We start from the raw sequence: 15,516 nt of genomic DNA on the forward strand, positions 1-15,516 counted from the left end.
CTATATTGATATTGTTTTAAAACAATTTATTTGATTTTCATACTCTTTTGATAAGTCAGTTTTTAAAGCTAAAACCATTTCTTGATTATTTTTTAGAAGCTTATTATAATTTGAAATATAAGCATCCCACAATTGAAACTTTTTGGGAATAAAAGATTTAAAGTTATAATTTTTATAAAAACTATCTTCAAGCTTATCAACTTCAAACTCTTTTAAGAAAGAATTAACTAAAACTTCACAAGATTTTGCAAGAGCAAGATTATGATTATCTATTTCTGTAAATGATTTTTTAATAGCTTCTGATATTAGTATTACCTCATTCTTTGAATTACTTAATACCATTAAAGCCTCTTTTTTATCCCTTCTAATAGGATTTAAAGCTTCACTACTAGAACCTGATTTATCTAAAGATAAATCATTTAAAATTTTATCTTTTATATCCAGAGATATTTTTAGGAAATTAATACTATATAAAACTATTTGAGCAATTTCAGTTAATATTTTATCCTGTTCCTCTTTTTGTAAAGAACTTATATTTATTCCCAAACTTTTCTCTAAAATTTCAAAAGATACACTACTACTATTTAAGAGTGGCGGGTTTTCAATTTCATCTTCTAATTCACACTCTAAACCTTCATCAAAAACATTTAAATTAAAATATTTTTCTTCAATATGTTCATTTAAATTATTAATAGTTTCATCAATAAATATCTCTTCACTTTTTTGCATAGAAGTTGTATTATTGAGCATACTAAGTATTGAACTATCTTTTTGTTCATATATATCCATAATATTATTTAATGGTTCAAATTTCTCTTCTTTTAAAAAACTATTTTTCATAATACTATTATTTCCTGATAAAAAATCATCATCAGGTATAAGCATTCTTGAAGATAATCCACTATTATTTCCTAAAAGATGATTGAAACTATTAAAACCTAAAGTATTAATTTCATTATCAAGTAATCTGGCTTTTATTTCATAATCTCCGATAATAAAGATATCCGAATTATTTATTTTAATAGGCATATCTTTTGGTAATTTTCTATAAGGATTCTTTAGATATGTACCATTTGTACTAACATCTGTTATAAAATAAAAACTATCTTTATATTCTATTAAAACATGTTTGGAAGATATATGGCTACTTTTATCTTCAAGTGTAAAATTAGCTTCATTTGATCTTCCAACAAAACCACTTTTTTGATTAAATTTATATGAATTAATATATAGTTTTTCACCCTTAACTATCTCTAAAACTAATTCCATAATTTATTTTTCCTTTACATTTTCAATCTCAGGTTTTGCTAAATATAGTGGTTTATAATTTTCACTCATTTTTGCACAACCTGAAAAAAAATAAGTAATTAATATAACTAAACAAATTTTTTTCATTTTTTTCTCCTATAATATAAAATTAACTAACTTGAATCTCTTTATTTTTATCAATAGATACTTTTATTGCTGTAATCTTTCTCTTACTTACAATAGATTCTAAGTAAAACTTTGATAACTTTGGTAAAATATTTAAATTTATAATTAAATCAATATTTCTAGCCCCTGTATCAATACTATTTGACAAAGATACAATATGATTTAATAAATTTTCATCTAGTTTTAATTCAATCTCTTTTTTAGCAAATTGTTCAATAATATGTTTTAGTTTTACTTTCACAATATTTTTTAAAGCTTCTTCATCTAGATTTAAATAAGGAACAACATTCATTCTTCCTAAGAGTGCTGGTTTTAAGTAGTTTGATAAAGTTGGAATAATTGTATTTGTAAGCTCTCCAAAACTAATATTTTTATTACTTAAATATAGATTTGTTATTAAATCTGTAGCCAAATTTGATGTCATTAAGATAGTTGTATTTCTAAAATCAATTACTCTTCCTTCTGAATCATTAATCTCCCCTCTATCAAAAATTTGATAAAAAAGATTCAAAATATCAGGGTGTGCTTTTTCTATTTCATCAAATAATACAACACTATATGGTTTAACTCTTACAGCATCAGTTAATTCTCCACCTTCTCCATATCCAACATATCCTGGAGGAGAGCCAATTAATCTTGAAATAGTATGTTTTTCCTGAAATTCTGTCATATTAATAACTGTTAAAAAATTTTCTCCACCATACATAAAATCAGCTATTGCTCTTGCTGTTTCAGTTTTTCCAACACCACTTGGTCCAACAAGTAAAAATACTCCTGAAGGAGAATTCTCTTTTTTTAGTCCAGATACAAATATTTGTAAAAACTGACTTAAATATTCAATTGCTTTATTTTGCCCAATAACTCTACTTTGTAAATTCTTTTCAAGTTCCATTACATTTTTTATTTGTTCACTAATCATACTTCCAAGAGGAACACCAGTCCATGATGATATAACTTTTGCCACCTCATCTTTTGAAACTCTTTCTTTGATAAACTTACTTTTTTTATGAAGTTTTACTAGCTCATTTTCAAGAGTTTTTCTTATTTTTTTATCATCTTCTTTTTGTAGTTTTTCTAATAACTCTTTCTCTTTTATAAAATTATTAGTAAATTCTTCTAGCTCTTTTTCAAGTCTTTCTATATCACTTTTAAGTTCTATAATTGATTTTTTATAATCTTTAATACTATTTTTATCATCTCTTTCTAAAGAATCTTGCTCTCTTTTTTTCTCTTTAATTTTTATCTCTAGTTTTTGTATTTCAAAAGGTATATTAGTTTTACTAATTTTTACATTTGCACAAGCAGTATCTAAAACATCAATTGCTTTATCAGGTAGTTGTCTTCCATTTATATATCTAGCAGATAAATATACTGTATTTTTTAAAGCTTCATCTTCTATATAGACATTATGTACTTCTTCATATTTTTTAGATAAACCTCTTAAAATTGTAATAGTATCATCAATTGAAGGTTCAAAAATATCAATTTTCTGGAATCTTCTTGATAATGCTGGATCTTTTTCAAAATATTTTCTATATTCAAGCCATGTTGTAGCTGCTATTGTTCTAAGTTCTCCTCTTGCAAGTGCAGGTTTCAATAAATTTGCAGCATCAGAAGTTCCTTCACTTCCACCTGCTCCCATTAAAGTATGAGCTTCATCTATAAATAAAATTATTGGTTTAGAACTAGATTGAACCTCTTGTATAATCATTTGAAGCCTTCTTTCAAACTCTCCTTTAATACTAGTTCCTGCTTGTAATGCACCTATATCTAAAGTTAATATTTCAGAATCATAAAGTTCAATTGGTACTTCTTTATTAATAATTTTTAAAGCTAAACCTTCAACTATCGCACTTTTTCCAACACCAGCTTCTCCAACTAAAATTGGATTATTTTTTCTTCTTCTTAATAAAATATCTATAGCCTGTTTTATCTCTTCTTCTCTGCATAAGACTATATCTAGCTTATCGTCTCTTGCCAATTGTGTCAAATTTGTAGTATATTTTTCAAGCTCTGTTTTTATATTGTTTTTTGATTTATCTATCTCAATATCTTTTAATTTAAGCCCTTTTATTAAACTTTTTGCCTCTTCTTTATCAATTTGTTTAAAAAATTCAAAATATTTAGTATTAGAATATTTAAATAAATTCTCAAGAAAAGACAAAATCATACACTCTTCATTTATTATTTTTGTAGAGAATTCAATTACTGCTGTATAATATGACTCCTCTAGAAAATTTATGAAAGCTATTGAAAAAATTGGATTATTACTTTCTGTTACTAATTTTGAGCTACTTTCTAATATATTTAACAATTTTTTATCATCTATTTTATATTGTAAAAATAGTTTAGAGAGCAAACTATCTTTATTTATTAACATAACATAAAAAATATCTTCAAGTATAATCTCATTCCCACCTCTAGATATACATCTTTTTGCTCCTTCTTCTAAATAATTTTTTGTTTTTATATCTAAACTATCAATTAATTCTTTTAATTCAATTTTCATTATCGCCCCTTCTTATCATGAGTATCTCTTCATCCATTGTTTTTTGACCTATCCAGCAATTAATTCCTAAATAAAAATCACTTCCATCTTTTAAAATAAATTCTTTTTTCTCATCTTTTTTTATTTGTAGAACCAAATCATAACTAAGAGGTTCTTGCATCATAAAATTAATAAGTTCTTCTAGTTCATAAATTTTTTCTCCCAAAATACTATAATCTATAAGATCTTCAAACTTTGAATTATTTAATAATATTTTAAATTTGTTATTTCTACCAACAACATAATCACCTATTAAAAAATCTTCCCCTAATTTAGAATTTTCTAATCCTAGTTTGGCTTTTTGCCAAATTGGAATATTATACTTTTGAGGAATAAACTCAACTATTTCTAAATCATTATGTGATAAATAATGTCCCAAAATAGATTTTATATTGTTTACTGATTGGAAACGCATATTTAATAACCCAGAATAACAAAGAAGTTTTGACAAATTTATTTTTGACTTTTTATCTATAAAATTCATTCTTAAACCAAGAAAAGAGAGAATATATTTAGAAAAAGTATCGCTTAAATCTTTTTGATACTGTACGTAATATCTATGTTTTTCCCAGATTGGATAGATAAATTTTTGTAAATGATGATTAAATAAATTCAAAAAATCATATAAAATTTTATCTGTCTCATAACTTCTTAAAACCATCTCACTATAATTTGATGGCATTGGTGATTGGCTTCCAAAAATAGATAAAAAATTTAAAGTTATTTCCACAACAATTTTTTTATCTACTTCTTTAAATTCTATATTAGATACATCTGATTTTTGAAATGATAAACTTGGATTTGCTTTAAAAATTAAATTATTATATAAATCCTTCTCAGTTTCATTTGGATAAAAAGGCTTTAAAAATACAATAGCTATTCTAATAACTTGTGCTAATTTAATATTTTTTATAGTCTTATTTAATTTATCATTAACTTTTTCTAATAACATTTTTTTAAATTATATTTTTACTGCCAATTTTAATAGGCCATTCAAAAGTATCTTCATTTAATACTTCAACAGTTAATTTATGAAAAGAGTTTATACTACTATAAAGTGAAAAAAACTCATTTAAAACATTACAAAATAGATATATTTCACCAAGAGTTGAAAACTTATTTTTATCTATTTTAATGTTTATATGGTTTCCTCTTATTGGAAAACCTTTATCTATATATTCACATTTTGAATATTCAATAGAGACTAAACCTTCTAAGTTTCTAGCATTTCTCTCTCTTTGCTTTAAATCATAAGCTCCATAAAAATCATAAACTTCTAAAATTCTTCTTAATGTATTTATATCAGTTAAAGATAGATAGTTTAAGGACATATTTGAAATAACTTTCCATAAAAAATCTTTTGCTATTGGAGGAGGATAACTTATTGATGGAATACTTATATTTTTAAAAGCTCTATTTTTAGTATTTATTCCCATTCTTGCTATATTAATATCTCCTATTCCTAAACTACTTGGTATATTTCTATTCGTACAAAGAAGTTTTAAAGATACTGTTGTATTTATATTTGAAAAAATTGTCTCTCTTGTTATATTTGAAAATCTAATATAACTATTTGTTCTATCTCCTTGATTTGAAGTTTTTGTTCTAATTGAATAAAAATCTTTATTTTGTAATGAATGTTCAAATTCTTCAAAAGGTAATAAATCCTGATAAGAAGATGTTTTATGAGACCAAGTTCTTACTTTTTCAACAGCAAAGACTTCACCTTCTTCTTTTGTTAATTCAATAGGCTCTATTAAATATTCATCATTTTCAATGCTTTTTTTAATAGGAACAGCATCTGTATTAAAAATATTTATTATAGGAGTTGCATATAGAACAAAATTATCTTTTGTAGGAATCTCTTGATTTGTAAATGTTTTTAAAAAATTAATCTTTATTACAAAATTTCTACATTTATTTAATATACTTTCATCTATATTCTTAATTTGCTCTAAATTCTCTATATCAACAAATAAAAATTTATCTCTAAAGCAATAATACTCCTGAAATAGGATATACCCTTTAAAAAGATTTTTTGAATAAGGTAGCATATATTCTTTATCATCTAAACCAACAGATTTTATAGAATTTTTATCAATATTTATACTTCTTAATGTCTCATTATCTTTATCTTTTAATAATATTGTAATATTTTCAACATATTTTATTAAGTATAGATATAAATCATAAGCTATAAATTTTGAACCATTTAAAAAAAATCTTAATTTATCAAAGTTAATTTCATTCAAGGTAGAAGAATTTGTAGTTTTAAAAAAAAACTCTATTGAACTTTTTTTATTATTTGTAAAATATTCAATATTTCCTAATTCTATTGGTAAAATATTTGTATCATAAACTGTTTTAAATGTACACTGTTTTAGATTTGCTTTTACCTTACTTAATATTTCTGTATCTTTTTCTATTAAAATATTTTCGCTTGAATCTTTATTAGCTTCATATTGTATTATGCTATAAGATGGAATTACTCGGTTATAATTTGGCCACAATATTTGAACTAAAGTATGTGCAACCTCAGGTAATTCCTGATCCAATAACTGATTTAAATTTCCAGTTAAGAAAGCAAAACCTTCAAGAAGTCTTTCAACATCAGGATCTTGCCCCTCTTTTGATAAATACGAAGAAAGTCCAGGATTTTTTTTAGAAAACTCTAATCCTTTAGTTCTTAAAGAAATCAACTCTTTTTTATAGTAATCATTAAATTTCATCTATATTTCTTTATATATTTTTGTTTTACCATTACTTAGTAGATTTGCTTTAAAAATAATATGCTCTGTATTTTTACTAGACATTTTTAAAAATCCATCTATTATAATATCCATTCTGTTTGCTTTTAATGAATCTTTATCAATACGAACCCTAGTTCTGATAAGTCTTGGTTCATATTTATTGATACATCTTTCGCAATCCATTTCTAACTTTTCTATAGAATCTTTCATACTTAAATTTATATTATTTAAATCAGGTTTTCCATAATCAAGTAGAATTTGTGCACTTCCTGCATTTGTTGAAAAAATTCTTGATAAATTATTTGCAATAGAACTATAAAAAGAATCTAAATTTTTCACAGTTTCATACTCAGTTGGTAATAATCTTTCAAATAAACTTCCCTTATACATAAATTACTCTTTATCTAATTTTCCAACTAATGATAATTCAAAGCTAGCACCCATATATTTAAAATGTGGTCTTAAAGACAATCTTACTTTATACCAACCTGGATCATTTTCCACATCATTAACTTCTATATTCATATTTTTAAATGGTCTCTTACTTCTTATTTCAGCACTTGGGTTTTCTTGATTTGCAACATATTGTTTTGCCCATTTATTCAACTCTCTTTCCAAATCAGCTCTTTCTCTCCAAGAACCAATATGCTCTCTTTGAAGAACTTTTATATAATGTGACATTCTTGTAATTGCAAATAAATATGGAAGTTGAGTTCCTAATTTATAGTTTAATTGAGCTACATTTCCCTCAGGAGTATCTGGAAAAACTTTTGGAATTTGTGCTGAACTTGCTGCAAAAAATGCTGCTGAGTTATTCCCCTTTCTCATAATTAATGGAATAAATCCCTGTTCTGAAAGCTCATATTCTCTTCTATCTGAAATTAAAACTTCTGTTGGAATTTTCATCTCAATATCACCCATACTTTCAAAAGTATGTACAGGTAAATCTCTTACTTCTCCACCTGATTTTGGTCCAATAATATTAGTGCACCATCTATAACTTGCAAAACTTTCTGTTAATTTACTTGCAAAAGCATAAACAGTACTTCCCCATAGATAGTTTTCATGGCTAGCACTAACATTTTCTTTATAAACAAATTTTGAAATTGGATTATCTTCTGGGTGATATGGCGGTCTTAATAAAAATCTAGGAAGAGTTAATCCTACATATTTAGAATCTTCATTTTGTCTAAAACCTCTCCAAGCTGCAAATTGTGGTGAGTTCATAACATCATCTAAATCTTTTAAATCTGGTAAGCCTTCAAAACTATCTAAACCAAAAAATTTTGGTCCAGCTGCTGTAATTACTGGAGCATGAGCCATAGCAGCTATTGAAGATATTTTATTTAATAATTTCATATCATAATTTGAAGGAGAAATTTCATAATCTGCTATTATTGTTCCAACAGGTTGTCCACCAAACTGTCCATATCCACTTGTATAAATATGTTTATAAAGACCAGATTGAGTAATATCTAAACTATCTTCAAAATCTTCCATTAAATCTTCTTTTGAAACATTAATAATTTCCATTATAATGTTTTGTCTAAAATCAGTTCTTTCAACTAATAAATGTAAACCTTTCCATCTTGATTCTATTGCTTGAAATTCTTGATTATGTATTATCTCATCCATTTGTAAAGAAATTCTTTCATCAATTTGAGCTATTAATTTATCTATTAAAGATTTATTTATTTTTTCATCTTTATTATCTGTTTTAATAAGTTCTTGAATTAAAGCTTCAACACCAGATTTTACAATACTATATCCATCATCATTTTGTGTAATATTTGTCTGAGAAACTATACTATCAAGTAGGCTTGAATTATTATGTTTAGTATTTTGACTAGATAATTGTTCTTGCATATTTATTCCTTATTTAATATCATCTAAAACTAAATTTAGTTCACTAAGTAGTTTTTTTCTTTGTTCTTCATCTGAAATAGCACTTTCAATAGATTTTCTAAAAGCAGGCACATTTCCAAGAGGTCCTTTTAGAGAAACTAAAGCTTGTCTTAATTCCATTAACTTCTTCAGTTCAGGAACATTTTCAACAATTTTTTCTGGTGATAAATCACTAATATGATTTATTTTTAATCCTACATTTAAACTATCATTTTCATCTTCACTTAATTTATTCTTTACACTAAAATCTAGTGAAATATTTTGAGCCTTTAAAACTTCATTAAAGTTATTTTTATCAACCTTAATAGCTTTTTTATTTTCTAACAATTTTTTTTCTTCATTTGGGTTGAAATCACCTAAAACTGTTAGTTTGAAAGGTATTTCAACATCTTCTAAAGCATCTCCTATTGCTGGCTTATATGTAACATTTATTCTCTCTTTTGGGGATTCTGATTGTTTCATTTATTTATTTCTCCTTTTTAATTTAAATTTAACTCAAATGCACTATTTATATCAATTTTACATAAATTCTTATAGATATTTTTTATCTTCTCTTGTTCATATTCCAAATATGAAAAATTACTTAAAACTAAAACATATACTTTTGAAGCTAATTTAGAATTCCAATCTAAAAGATTAAAAAATTCAATTTCCTTTATTAGTTCTTCTAAAAATATTATTGCTATATCTTTTTTCCCAATTCCTATTGCAAATTCTGAGAATTTCAATCTCCAATTAAATTTTTCTTCAAAATTTTTTGATAAACTAATTTTTTCTTCAAAAAATTTTATTGCCTCATTAATATTATTATCAGAGATAAAATTATCTATTTTCTCAAAAAAATTACTCTCTTCTTTAACTTCTATATTCTGATTTACTACTTGTAACTCTTTTTCTTTTTTCTCCTTTTCTATCCAGTTTTTTGTTTTTATAGATACAAATGGAGTGTCTTCAATAAATGTTAAATTTAGAATCTGCTTATTTATATTTATAAAATGGATAAGATTCGATTTTACTTCTTCTGCTTGTCTATGAAAATTTGTATTTTTCAAAGCTTGATATGTGTAAAAATGACCATCTATCCAAAATGGACAATCTTCTAAAATCTCTTCTGCTAAAATTAATGCTTCAGCATTTTTATTTTGCTTTATTAAACTCTCTACAAGATCTATCTCCGTTATTAAAGGTGGATAAATAGCTGTTCTTTTCCCATTTGAAGCAGGAATATCTTCAAAATCTAGTAGAAACAAAAATCTTGAAATTCTTAAAGACTTAAAATTAGAGAAATCATTTTTTCTATAATATTTTGATAACAAATAAGCACTTTTTCTTAGATTCCTTAAAACTTTATTTGCCTCGAATTCTGTTGTTATTTCAACAATTTGAAGTTCACTATTTTGTTTTGGAATCTCTTCTTTTATATTTTTTTCAGTAACTTCAACTATATTCTCTTTTTTCTCTTCTAATTTTTCAACTATTTCCAAAATAGAAGGTTGTAAAAATTTTTTAACATCTTTAAAATATTCTCTATCTTCTTTAGTCACTTTTACAAAAACTGAAGACAAAGTTAAAAACTTTTCATATAAATTTGTATTTTTTATACTATTCTTTAAATCTAAACTATTTTCAAAATCCTTTGAAAAATTACTTTCTAACCAATCTATTATATTTAATTTTGAGTTATTTAACTTTGGATAGAAAGATGTATGAAATTTATCTATAAAGTTGATAAAACAATCTATTGAATAATCTAGCCCTTTTATATCATTCATCTTAAAATTTGCATAAAACCACCAAGAAGCAAGTTTAAAATCTTTTGTCTCATTAGAAAGCAAATATTCACAGTTTTCAATTATCTGTCTAAAATTACAAGCTTCTTGCGTAACACTTGAAATTTTATCTATTTCTAACTCAACTTGTAAATATCTATCTTCATACTTACAATCTTTTCCAACAATAGTTCCAGATAACTCTTCTAAAATTGATTCTCTTACCATTTTTACCTAAATAAAAAAAATTAAATATGATTTTAGTATTTTATTCCTTTAATTCTATTTATTTATATAGTATTTTATTATTAAATAATATCATACTTTCATTATTTTTAATTTATTTTTAGATACGATACAATAATTTTAAAGATTACTAAAATAGGAATTGTATGGGGAATGTTTATCAAGTAGTAGAGAAAGGTTCTATAAAATGTGCTTGTGGAGGAAAGGTTGTTTTAAAATCTTCTTCACCAAATATGGTAATAGGAGATTCCAAACCCCTATATTGGAAAGATTTACTAGGGGCAACTATAGAGAATTGTCCTAGTAATAATCCTTGCACAAAAGTATCTACAATCACAAGTTTAGGAACAGAGAAAAATGTAGCTGATAGTTCTAGCAGTTTTTTATTAAGAACAGATGGTTTTAAATCTAACAAAGGAAGAGAGATTGTTCTTATAGATCCTGGTCAGCATACTTCTTCTATTCCACCTACTCCTACATCTGAAAATAGTGTTGTTGATTTTGAAAAAGATATTATAGAGAGTTCACAAGAAGATATTGAAAAGATACATAGCACAAAATATAGACTATATTTATTAAGAAGAAGCAAAGATGAGTTAAAACCTTTAAGACCAACAAGAGCTTTTAGAAATGCAAAAGAGACAAGTCAAATAGAAGAAGAAACACTACTTACATATCAAGTATATACACATACATTTGCATATTTATATATTACACAAGAGAATATTATAAAAGAGTATAAAGTAGCATACAAGGGACAAGCATATAATGAAACATTTCTTGATATATACTTTATAGATGAAAACAATCATAAATTAGATTTTATTCCAATAGAAAAAGATAGTGAAATAAAAATATCTTATAGTAATTTTAAACTAAATATTACTAAAGATAAATCTATAATAGATAAATTAGATAAAACTACTATAAAACCATCAAATATAGGGAATATTAAAGAAAAAGCTTTTTATAGTACCGAAGCTAGTAGATTAAACTTTAAAAGTTTAGATATAAAAGAACCTATATTTAAAAGCTATTCAAATCATAAACCAGATTTAAAGAGTGATAAAAACATAAATATTTTTTGTGTAATAGATGATATATTAGGAGAGATTGAAGATAGATATTTTGAACTTGAAGATAGTTTTAAATATGCTTATAAACTAAATAATAGTTATATATCAAAAGTTCAAGAGATAAATAGTTATCCTGTAACTATTACATCAATACTAGATTATTTTTATTTAAAAGAGAAAGATGAGAAACTTTTAGAAGAGCTTGAAGAGAAATATAAAAGAGTTGTAGAGATATATCTTACAGATGAAACTATAATAAAAAATATATTTGTAAAAGATAATGGAAAACTTGATTGGATATTTGAAAAAGATGAGTTTGATACAGGATTAGCTTATATATTAAAGTTTAAGCAAATAAAATATAGTTTATTTGAAGAGTTTGAGATAAATCCAGCAAATAAAAATCCGAGTACTTATTATAAAATTGATAAAAATAGATTTCAAGCCGTAGGTTATAACTTCTCTTATCATACAAGAAATTCAAAAGATTATCTAAAGAGTACTATATTTTTAGATAATAGTGATTCAAAATTTACTTTAATAAAAGATAATGCAAATGAACTATTAGCAAGTGTAATATTTGCAACAATATTTAGTGAGAAGTTTGATGAGTTATTAAATAATGAGATATTAAATCTTGCAAAAGAGATAGATAAGATTTTACAAAAACTAAAACCAACTCCATATTTGAATGATGATAAAAAGGAAGATTTAAAAGCTGAGATAAATAAAAATGAAATCTATAAAGAGGTCTTATCTTTAGAAGAGAATAATGGGAAAGATAGCTATTTAGATGATTATGCTAGATTGGATTTGGTTTGTAGAAAAAATTCATTTACTCAAGAAGGAAAAATAGTAAAAGAACTCTTTAAATCAAACTACCTTCATTTTCCAACAAAAGAGCAAAGTAATGATAAAGAAAATAGCCTTTTATCAAAACTATTTGGGTTTTCACAAGGTAATGAAATAGAGTTTTATAAAAAAGCAAAAGATAATAATGAGTTTAGAGTTCCAAAAGAGATTTTAGATGAGATAAAAGCTTTGCTTGTAAGTGCTGAATTAAAATATATCTTAAATACCTATAAAGAGATAGAGTATGAAAAAGATGAAGAAAAACTATCCTATATTTTAGGACTTAAAAATATAGTCCATCTTCTTTGTGCTTCGAGGCTAAATATAGATGAAGAACAAGAGATAAACAGTATCTTTAATCCTGAACTAAAACATATTTTAGAGTTTGAAGAGTATATTATAAAAGAGAAAAATACTTTAGAAACAGAATTTAAAGCTAAATTAATCATAGATTATAAAATAACTCAAGCCCATAGTTATTTACTTCAAAAATCATATATATTTGCAATGCTAAAAGGAAAAGAGTTTAGAGCAAATGCAGAGAATTTTACAGAAAAATATAAAAAAGAAGCAAATCAAATAAAAGAAGATATAGCAAAAGAAAACGAGCCAAAGCTTCATAGATTTGCAGAAGTAGAAAAAATAAAGATAATGAAAGAGAGTTTTGAATTTATAAAAAATGTTGAGGGTATTACTTCAAAAGTAGAAGAAGCTTTAGATAAGGTTTTAAAAGATGACACTTTAAACACAAAACACGAAACTATATTAAAATACCAAGCAAGTTTAAAAAACTTCTCAAATGTTTTTGCAGTTTTAAAAGTAGTAGATTTTTTAATAGATGAAAAAGATAAAAAGCTTATAGATTATGCAAACTTTGCAAATGATACTATTGTACTATTTAAAATAGTTAATAGTGTTTTAAAAATATCAAATGGTATGAAAGAGATTGATTTTATAAAAGCTGTTATAAATAAATTAAAAGGTAATAATATCTATTCTAATTTAGCTCCTTATATGAAAATAAATATTTTTATGCAAACAATAATAACTATTTTAGAAGTAAATGATTACAAAGAAAAAAGAGATTATTCTGCTACAAATTTAACTATCTTAGCTTCTAGTGTCTCTTTAGCTCTACTAATATTAATCCCTAATCCTACTACGCTTGTAGTAATTGTTACTGCTCTCTCATCAATCATTTTTAGTATATCAATAGGATTAATAAAAGATAGTGAATTAACTACATTTTTAAAAAGAACTATATTCGCTAAAACTGGTATTTCAACGGAGTTTATTGCTTATGGTCCATATATAGACAAAGATAAAAACTATAATCAAATAGTATATAATCCCTATTTCTTAGATAAAGCTTTTAAAACTAAAGAGAAACCTAATAATACTTTAGAGTTCAAAACTTCTAAAGAGTTAATAAAGTTTATAGGGAATAATTATAAAAATAAGAAAGAGTTATTTGATTTAGCTTTTAAAAATGAGTTACAGTTTTTATATACTACTTTAGTTGGTATGAAATTGGAAATTGATGAAAGAAGAATTCAAGAAGGAAATATTACAAAACAAACTAATTTGAAAATCCCAAAAATGTTAATTGATGATGAGAATGCTGAGTTTTTACTGAATGGTGGAAAATATGATGTAAAAGATAGAAAGCTATTTAGAAATCCTAACGACAATGATTATTACTTATTTGATTTATATAGATACTATGATAAAGGAATTCATACTATCATTTTAAACTCTTCAATAGTAAATTTAAAATATGAGTTTGAATATAAATACTCTTATGATTATGATTTATATGCAATTAATAAAAATCCTCAATCAGAATATTATGAAATAAAAAACTTTAAGCAAACTAGCTTTAAATAAAAAGGAAAAATCTTATGAAAAATATATTTAAACTAATAATTTTAATTACAATAACTTTAAACTTTGCAGCTTGTGAGCAAGAAAAAGAATATGCCAATCCAGAAAATACAAGAAAAGCTTATTTAAAACATAAAGAAGATGCGGAAAGAGATTTTCCTAAACATACTGATATGGAAGAACCAGCTGAAAGAGATAATGAATTAAGACAGATGGGAATTAATAATCTTTGGTATCAAGCCGTACAACACGGAAAACCAGAAGCAGCAACGCAAATAGCAATGGCATACTATGAAAAATTAAAAGATTATGAGAAAGCTATTGAGTGGTTAGAGTATTCAAACTCTATTAAACCAACAGGAAAAAACTCAGACCAAGCTTGTACAGTATATAGTGCAAAAGGTGATTTTAAAGAAGCTATAAAGTGGTGCAAACAAGCTGTTGATTTAGGATATGAAGAATCTATTACTGGTCTTGGTACTGTTTATGCTAGTAATAAAGATTATGATAATGCACTAATATGGCTAATAAAAGGTGATGAGTTAAATCAACCAAAAGCTTCTACTAATTTAGGATTTGTTTACAGTAGATTAGGAGATTTAAAAAAAGCTGAAGAGTACTATTTAAAAGCTATAAAGAACTATCCAAAAGATATAGTAAATGTTAGTAATATAATACATTTTTATCATAAATTTTTAAAAGATAATGTAAGAGCTAGTGCTTGGGCTATTGCTGGAATTAATAATATATTTTTAGCTAATAGTGTAGCTGATTTATTAATTGTAGATTTCCAAATACCTTTAGAAGATATTCAAAAAGGTCATCAGTTACAATTAACTTCAGATGAATTTCCTTATAACTATAGTGAAAATAATTTAGCAATGATAAAAAAAAGTGGTTATGAAAGTTGGTTAAGAATGTATAAAGAAGATAAACAAAGAGAACAAGAGACTATAAAATATGAAGAAGCTCAAAGAAAAATTGTAAAAGAGTTTAATGAAAGAGTTCAAAGAGATATAGAAGAAAAAGAAAAACAACAAAAATAAACTAAA

The 15,516-nt window shown here is 24.7% G+C and carries 11 protein-coding genes; 2 read left to right on the forward strand and 9 right to left on the reverse strand.

Annotated features, from left to right (window positions below):
- Genes tagH through AFAEC_RS08945 form a run of 9 tightly spaced genes read right to left on the reverse strand, consistent with a single transcriptional unit; the run spans window position 1 to window position 10,634 of the window.
- Complete coding sequence (tagH, locus tag AFAEC_RS08910; protein WP_026806845.1) at window positions 1-1,269, reverse strand: type VI secretion system-associated FHA domain protein TagH; 1,269 nt, start codon at window positions 1,267-1,269, stop codon at window positions 1-3.
- Between the two features lie 3 nt (window positions 1,270-1,272).
- Entirely contained in the window at window positions 1,273-1,395 is a 123-nt protein-coding gene (locus AFAEC_RS12320) for a hypothetical protein (RefSeq protein ID WP_257119366.1), read from the reverse strand.
- 22 nt (window positions 1,396-1,417) lie between these two features.
- On the reverse strand, window positions 1,418-3,943 hold the full coding sequence (tssH, locus tag AFAEC_RS08915; protein ID WP_051487661.1) for a type VI secretion system ATPase TssH: 2,526 nt from the start codon (window positions 3,941-3,943) through the stop codon (window positions 1,418-1,420).
- Window positions 3,933-4,934 (reverse strand): type VI secretion system baseplate subunit TssG, encoded by a 1,002-nt coding sequence (gene tssG / locus AFAEC_RS08920; protein WP_026806847.1) that lies wholly within the window; start codon window positions 4,932-4,934, stop codon window positions 3,933-3,935. The genes tssH and tssG overlap by 11 nt, the downstream gene beginning before the upstream one ends.
- A gap of 4 nt (window positions 4,935-4,938) precedes the next feature.
- On the reverse strand, window positions 4,939-6,711 hold the full coding sequence (gene tssF / locus AFAEC_RS08925) for a type VI secretion system baseplate subunit TssF (protein WP_026806848.1): 1,773 nt from the start codon (window positions 6,709-6,711) through the stop codon (window positions 4,939-4,941).
- The gene (gene tssE, locus AFAEC_RS08930; RefSeq protein WP_026806849.1) at window positions 6,712-7,122 is read right to left on the reverse strand and encodes a type VI secretion system baseplate subunit TssE; all 411 of its coding nucleotides are present in this window, start codon (window positions 7,120-7,122) and stop codon (window positions 6,712-6,714) included.
- Window positions 7,123-7,125: 3 nt separating this feature from the next.
- Window positions 7,126-8,598 carry a type VI secretion system contractile sheath large subunit gene (gene tssC, locus AFAEC_RS08935; RefSeq protein WP_026806850.1) on the reverse strand — a complete coding sequence of 491 codons (1,473 nt, stop codon included), beginning with the start codon at window positions 8,596-8,598 and terminating at the stop codon, window positions 7,126-7,128.
- Window positions 8,599-8,607: 9 nt separating this feature from the next.
- Window positions 8,608-9,099: a type VI secretion system contractile sheath small subunit gene (gene tssB, locus AFAEC_RS08940; protein WP_026806851.1), complete on the reverse strand. Its 492-nt coding sequence runs from the start codon at window positions 9,097-9,099 to the stop codon at window positions 8,608-8,610.
- Between the two features lie 17 nt (window positions 9,100-9,116).
- Entirely contained in the window at window positions 9,117-10,634 is a 1,518-nt protein-coding gene (locus tag AFAEC_RS08945) for a TssA family type VI secretion system protein (protein WP_026806852.1), read from the reverse strand.
- A gap of 164 nt (window positions 10,635-10,798) precedes the next feature.
- Here AFAEC_RS08945 and AFAEC_RS08950 point away from each other — a divergent pair, with 164 nt between their 5' ends.
- Both AFAEC_RS08950 and AFAEC_RS08955 read left to right on the forward strand, forming a co-directional pair.
- Window positions 10,799-14,467, forward strand: coding sequence for a ligand-binding sensor domain-containing protein (locus tag AFAEC_RS08950; RefSeq protein WP_172658647.1), 3,669 nt, complete (start codon window positions 10,799-10,801; stop codon window positions 14,465-14,467).
- Window positions 14,468-14,481: 14 nt separating this feature from the next.
- Entirely contained in the window at window positions 14,482-15,510 is a 1,029-nt protein-coding gene (locus tag AFAEC_RS08955; RefSeq protein WP_026806904.1) for a tetratricopeptide repeat protein, read from the forward strand.
- Window positions 15,511-15,516 lie beyond the last annotated feature (6 nt).

It is taken from the genome of Aliarcobacter faecis (assembly GCF_013201705.1).
Lineage (GTDB): Bacteria > Campylobacterota > Campylobacteria > Campylobacterales > Arcobacteraceae > Aliarcobacter > Aliarcobacter faecis.

Excerpts from the sequence above, each read along its gene's own strand:
- tssG (WP_026806847.1), bottom strand. The coding sequence starts at position 4,934 with ATGTTATTAGAAAAAGTTAATGATAAATTAAATAAGACTATAAAAAAT.
- AFAEC_RS08950 (WP_172658647.1), top strand. The coding sequence starts at position 10,799 with ATGGGGAATGTTTATCAAGTAGTAGAGAAAGGTTCTATAAAATGTGCT.
- tssE (WP_026806849.1), bottom strand. The coding sequence starts at position 7,122 with ATGTATAAGGGAAGTTTATTTGAAAGATTATTACCAACTGAGTATGAA.
- tssF (WP_026806848.1), bottom strand. The coding sequence starts at position 6,711 with ATGAAATTTAATGATTACTATAAAAAAGAGTTGATTTCTTTAAGAACT.
- tssB (WP_026806851.1), bottom strand. The coding sequence starts at position 9,099 with ATGAAACAATCAGAATCCCCAAAAGAGAGAATAAATGTTACATATAAG.
- AFAEC_RS08955 (WP_026806904.1), top strand. The coding sequence starts at position 14,482 with ATGAAAAATATATTTAAACTAATAATTTTAATTACAATAACTTTAAAC.
- AFAEC_RS08945 (WP_026806852.1), bottom strand. The coding sequence starts at position 10,634 with ATGGTAAGAGAATCAATTTTAGAAGAGTTATCTGGAACTATTGTTGGA.
- AFAEC_RS12320 (WP_257119366.1), bottom strand. The coding sequence starts at position 1,395 with ATGAAAAAAATTTGTTTAGTTATATTAATTACTTATTTTTTTTCAGGT.
- tssC (WP_026806850.1), bottom strand. The coding sequence starts at position 8,598 with ATGCAAGAACAATTATCTAGTCAAAATACTAAACATAATAATTCAAGC.
- tssH (WP_051487661.1), bottom strand. The coding sequence starts at position 3,943 with ATGAAAATTGAATTAAAAGAATTAATTGATAGTTTAGATATAAAAACA.
- tagH (WP_026806845.1), bottom strand. The coding sequence starts at position 1,269 with ATGGAATTAGTTTTAGAGATAGTTAAGGGTGAAAAACTATATATTAAT.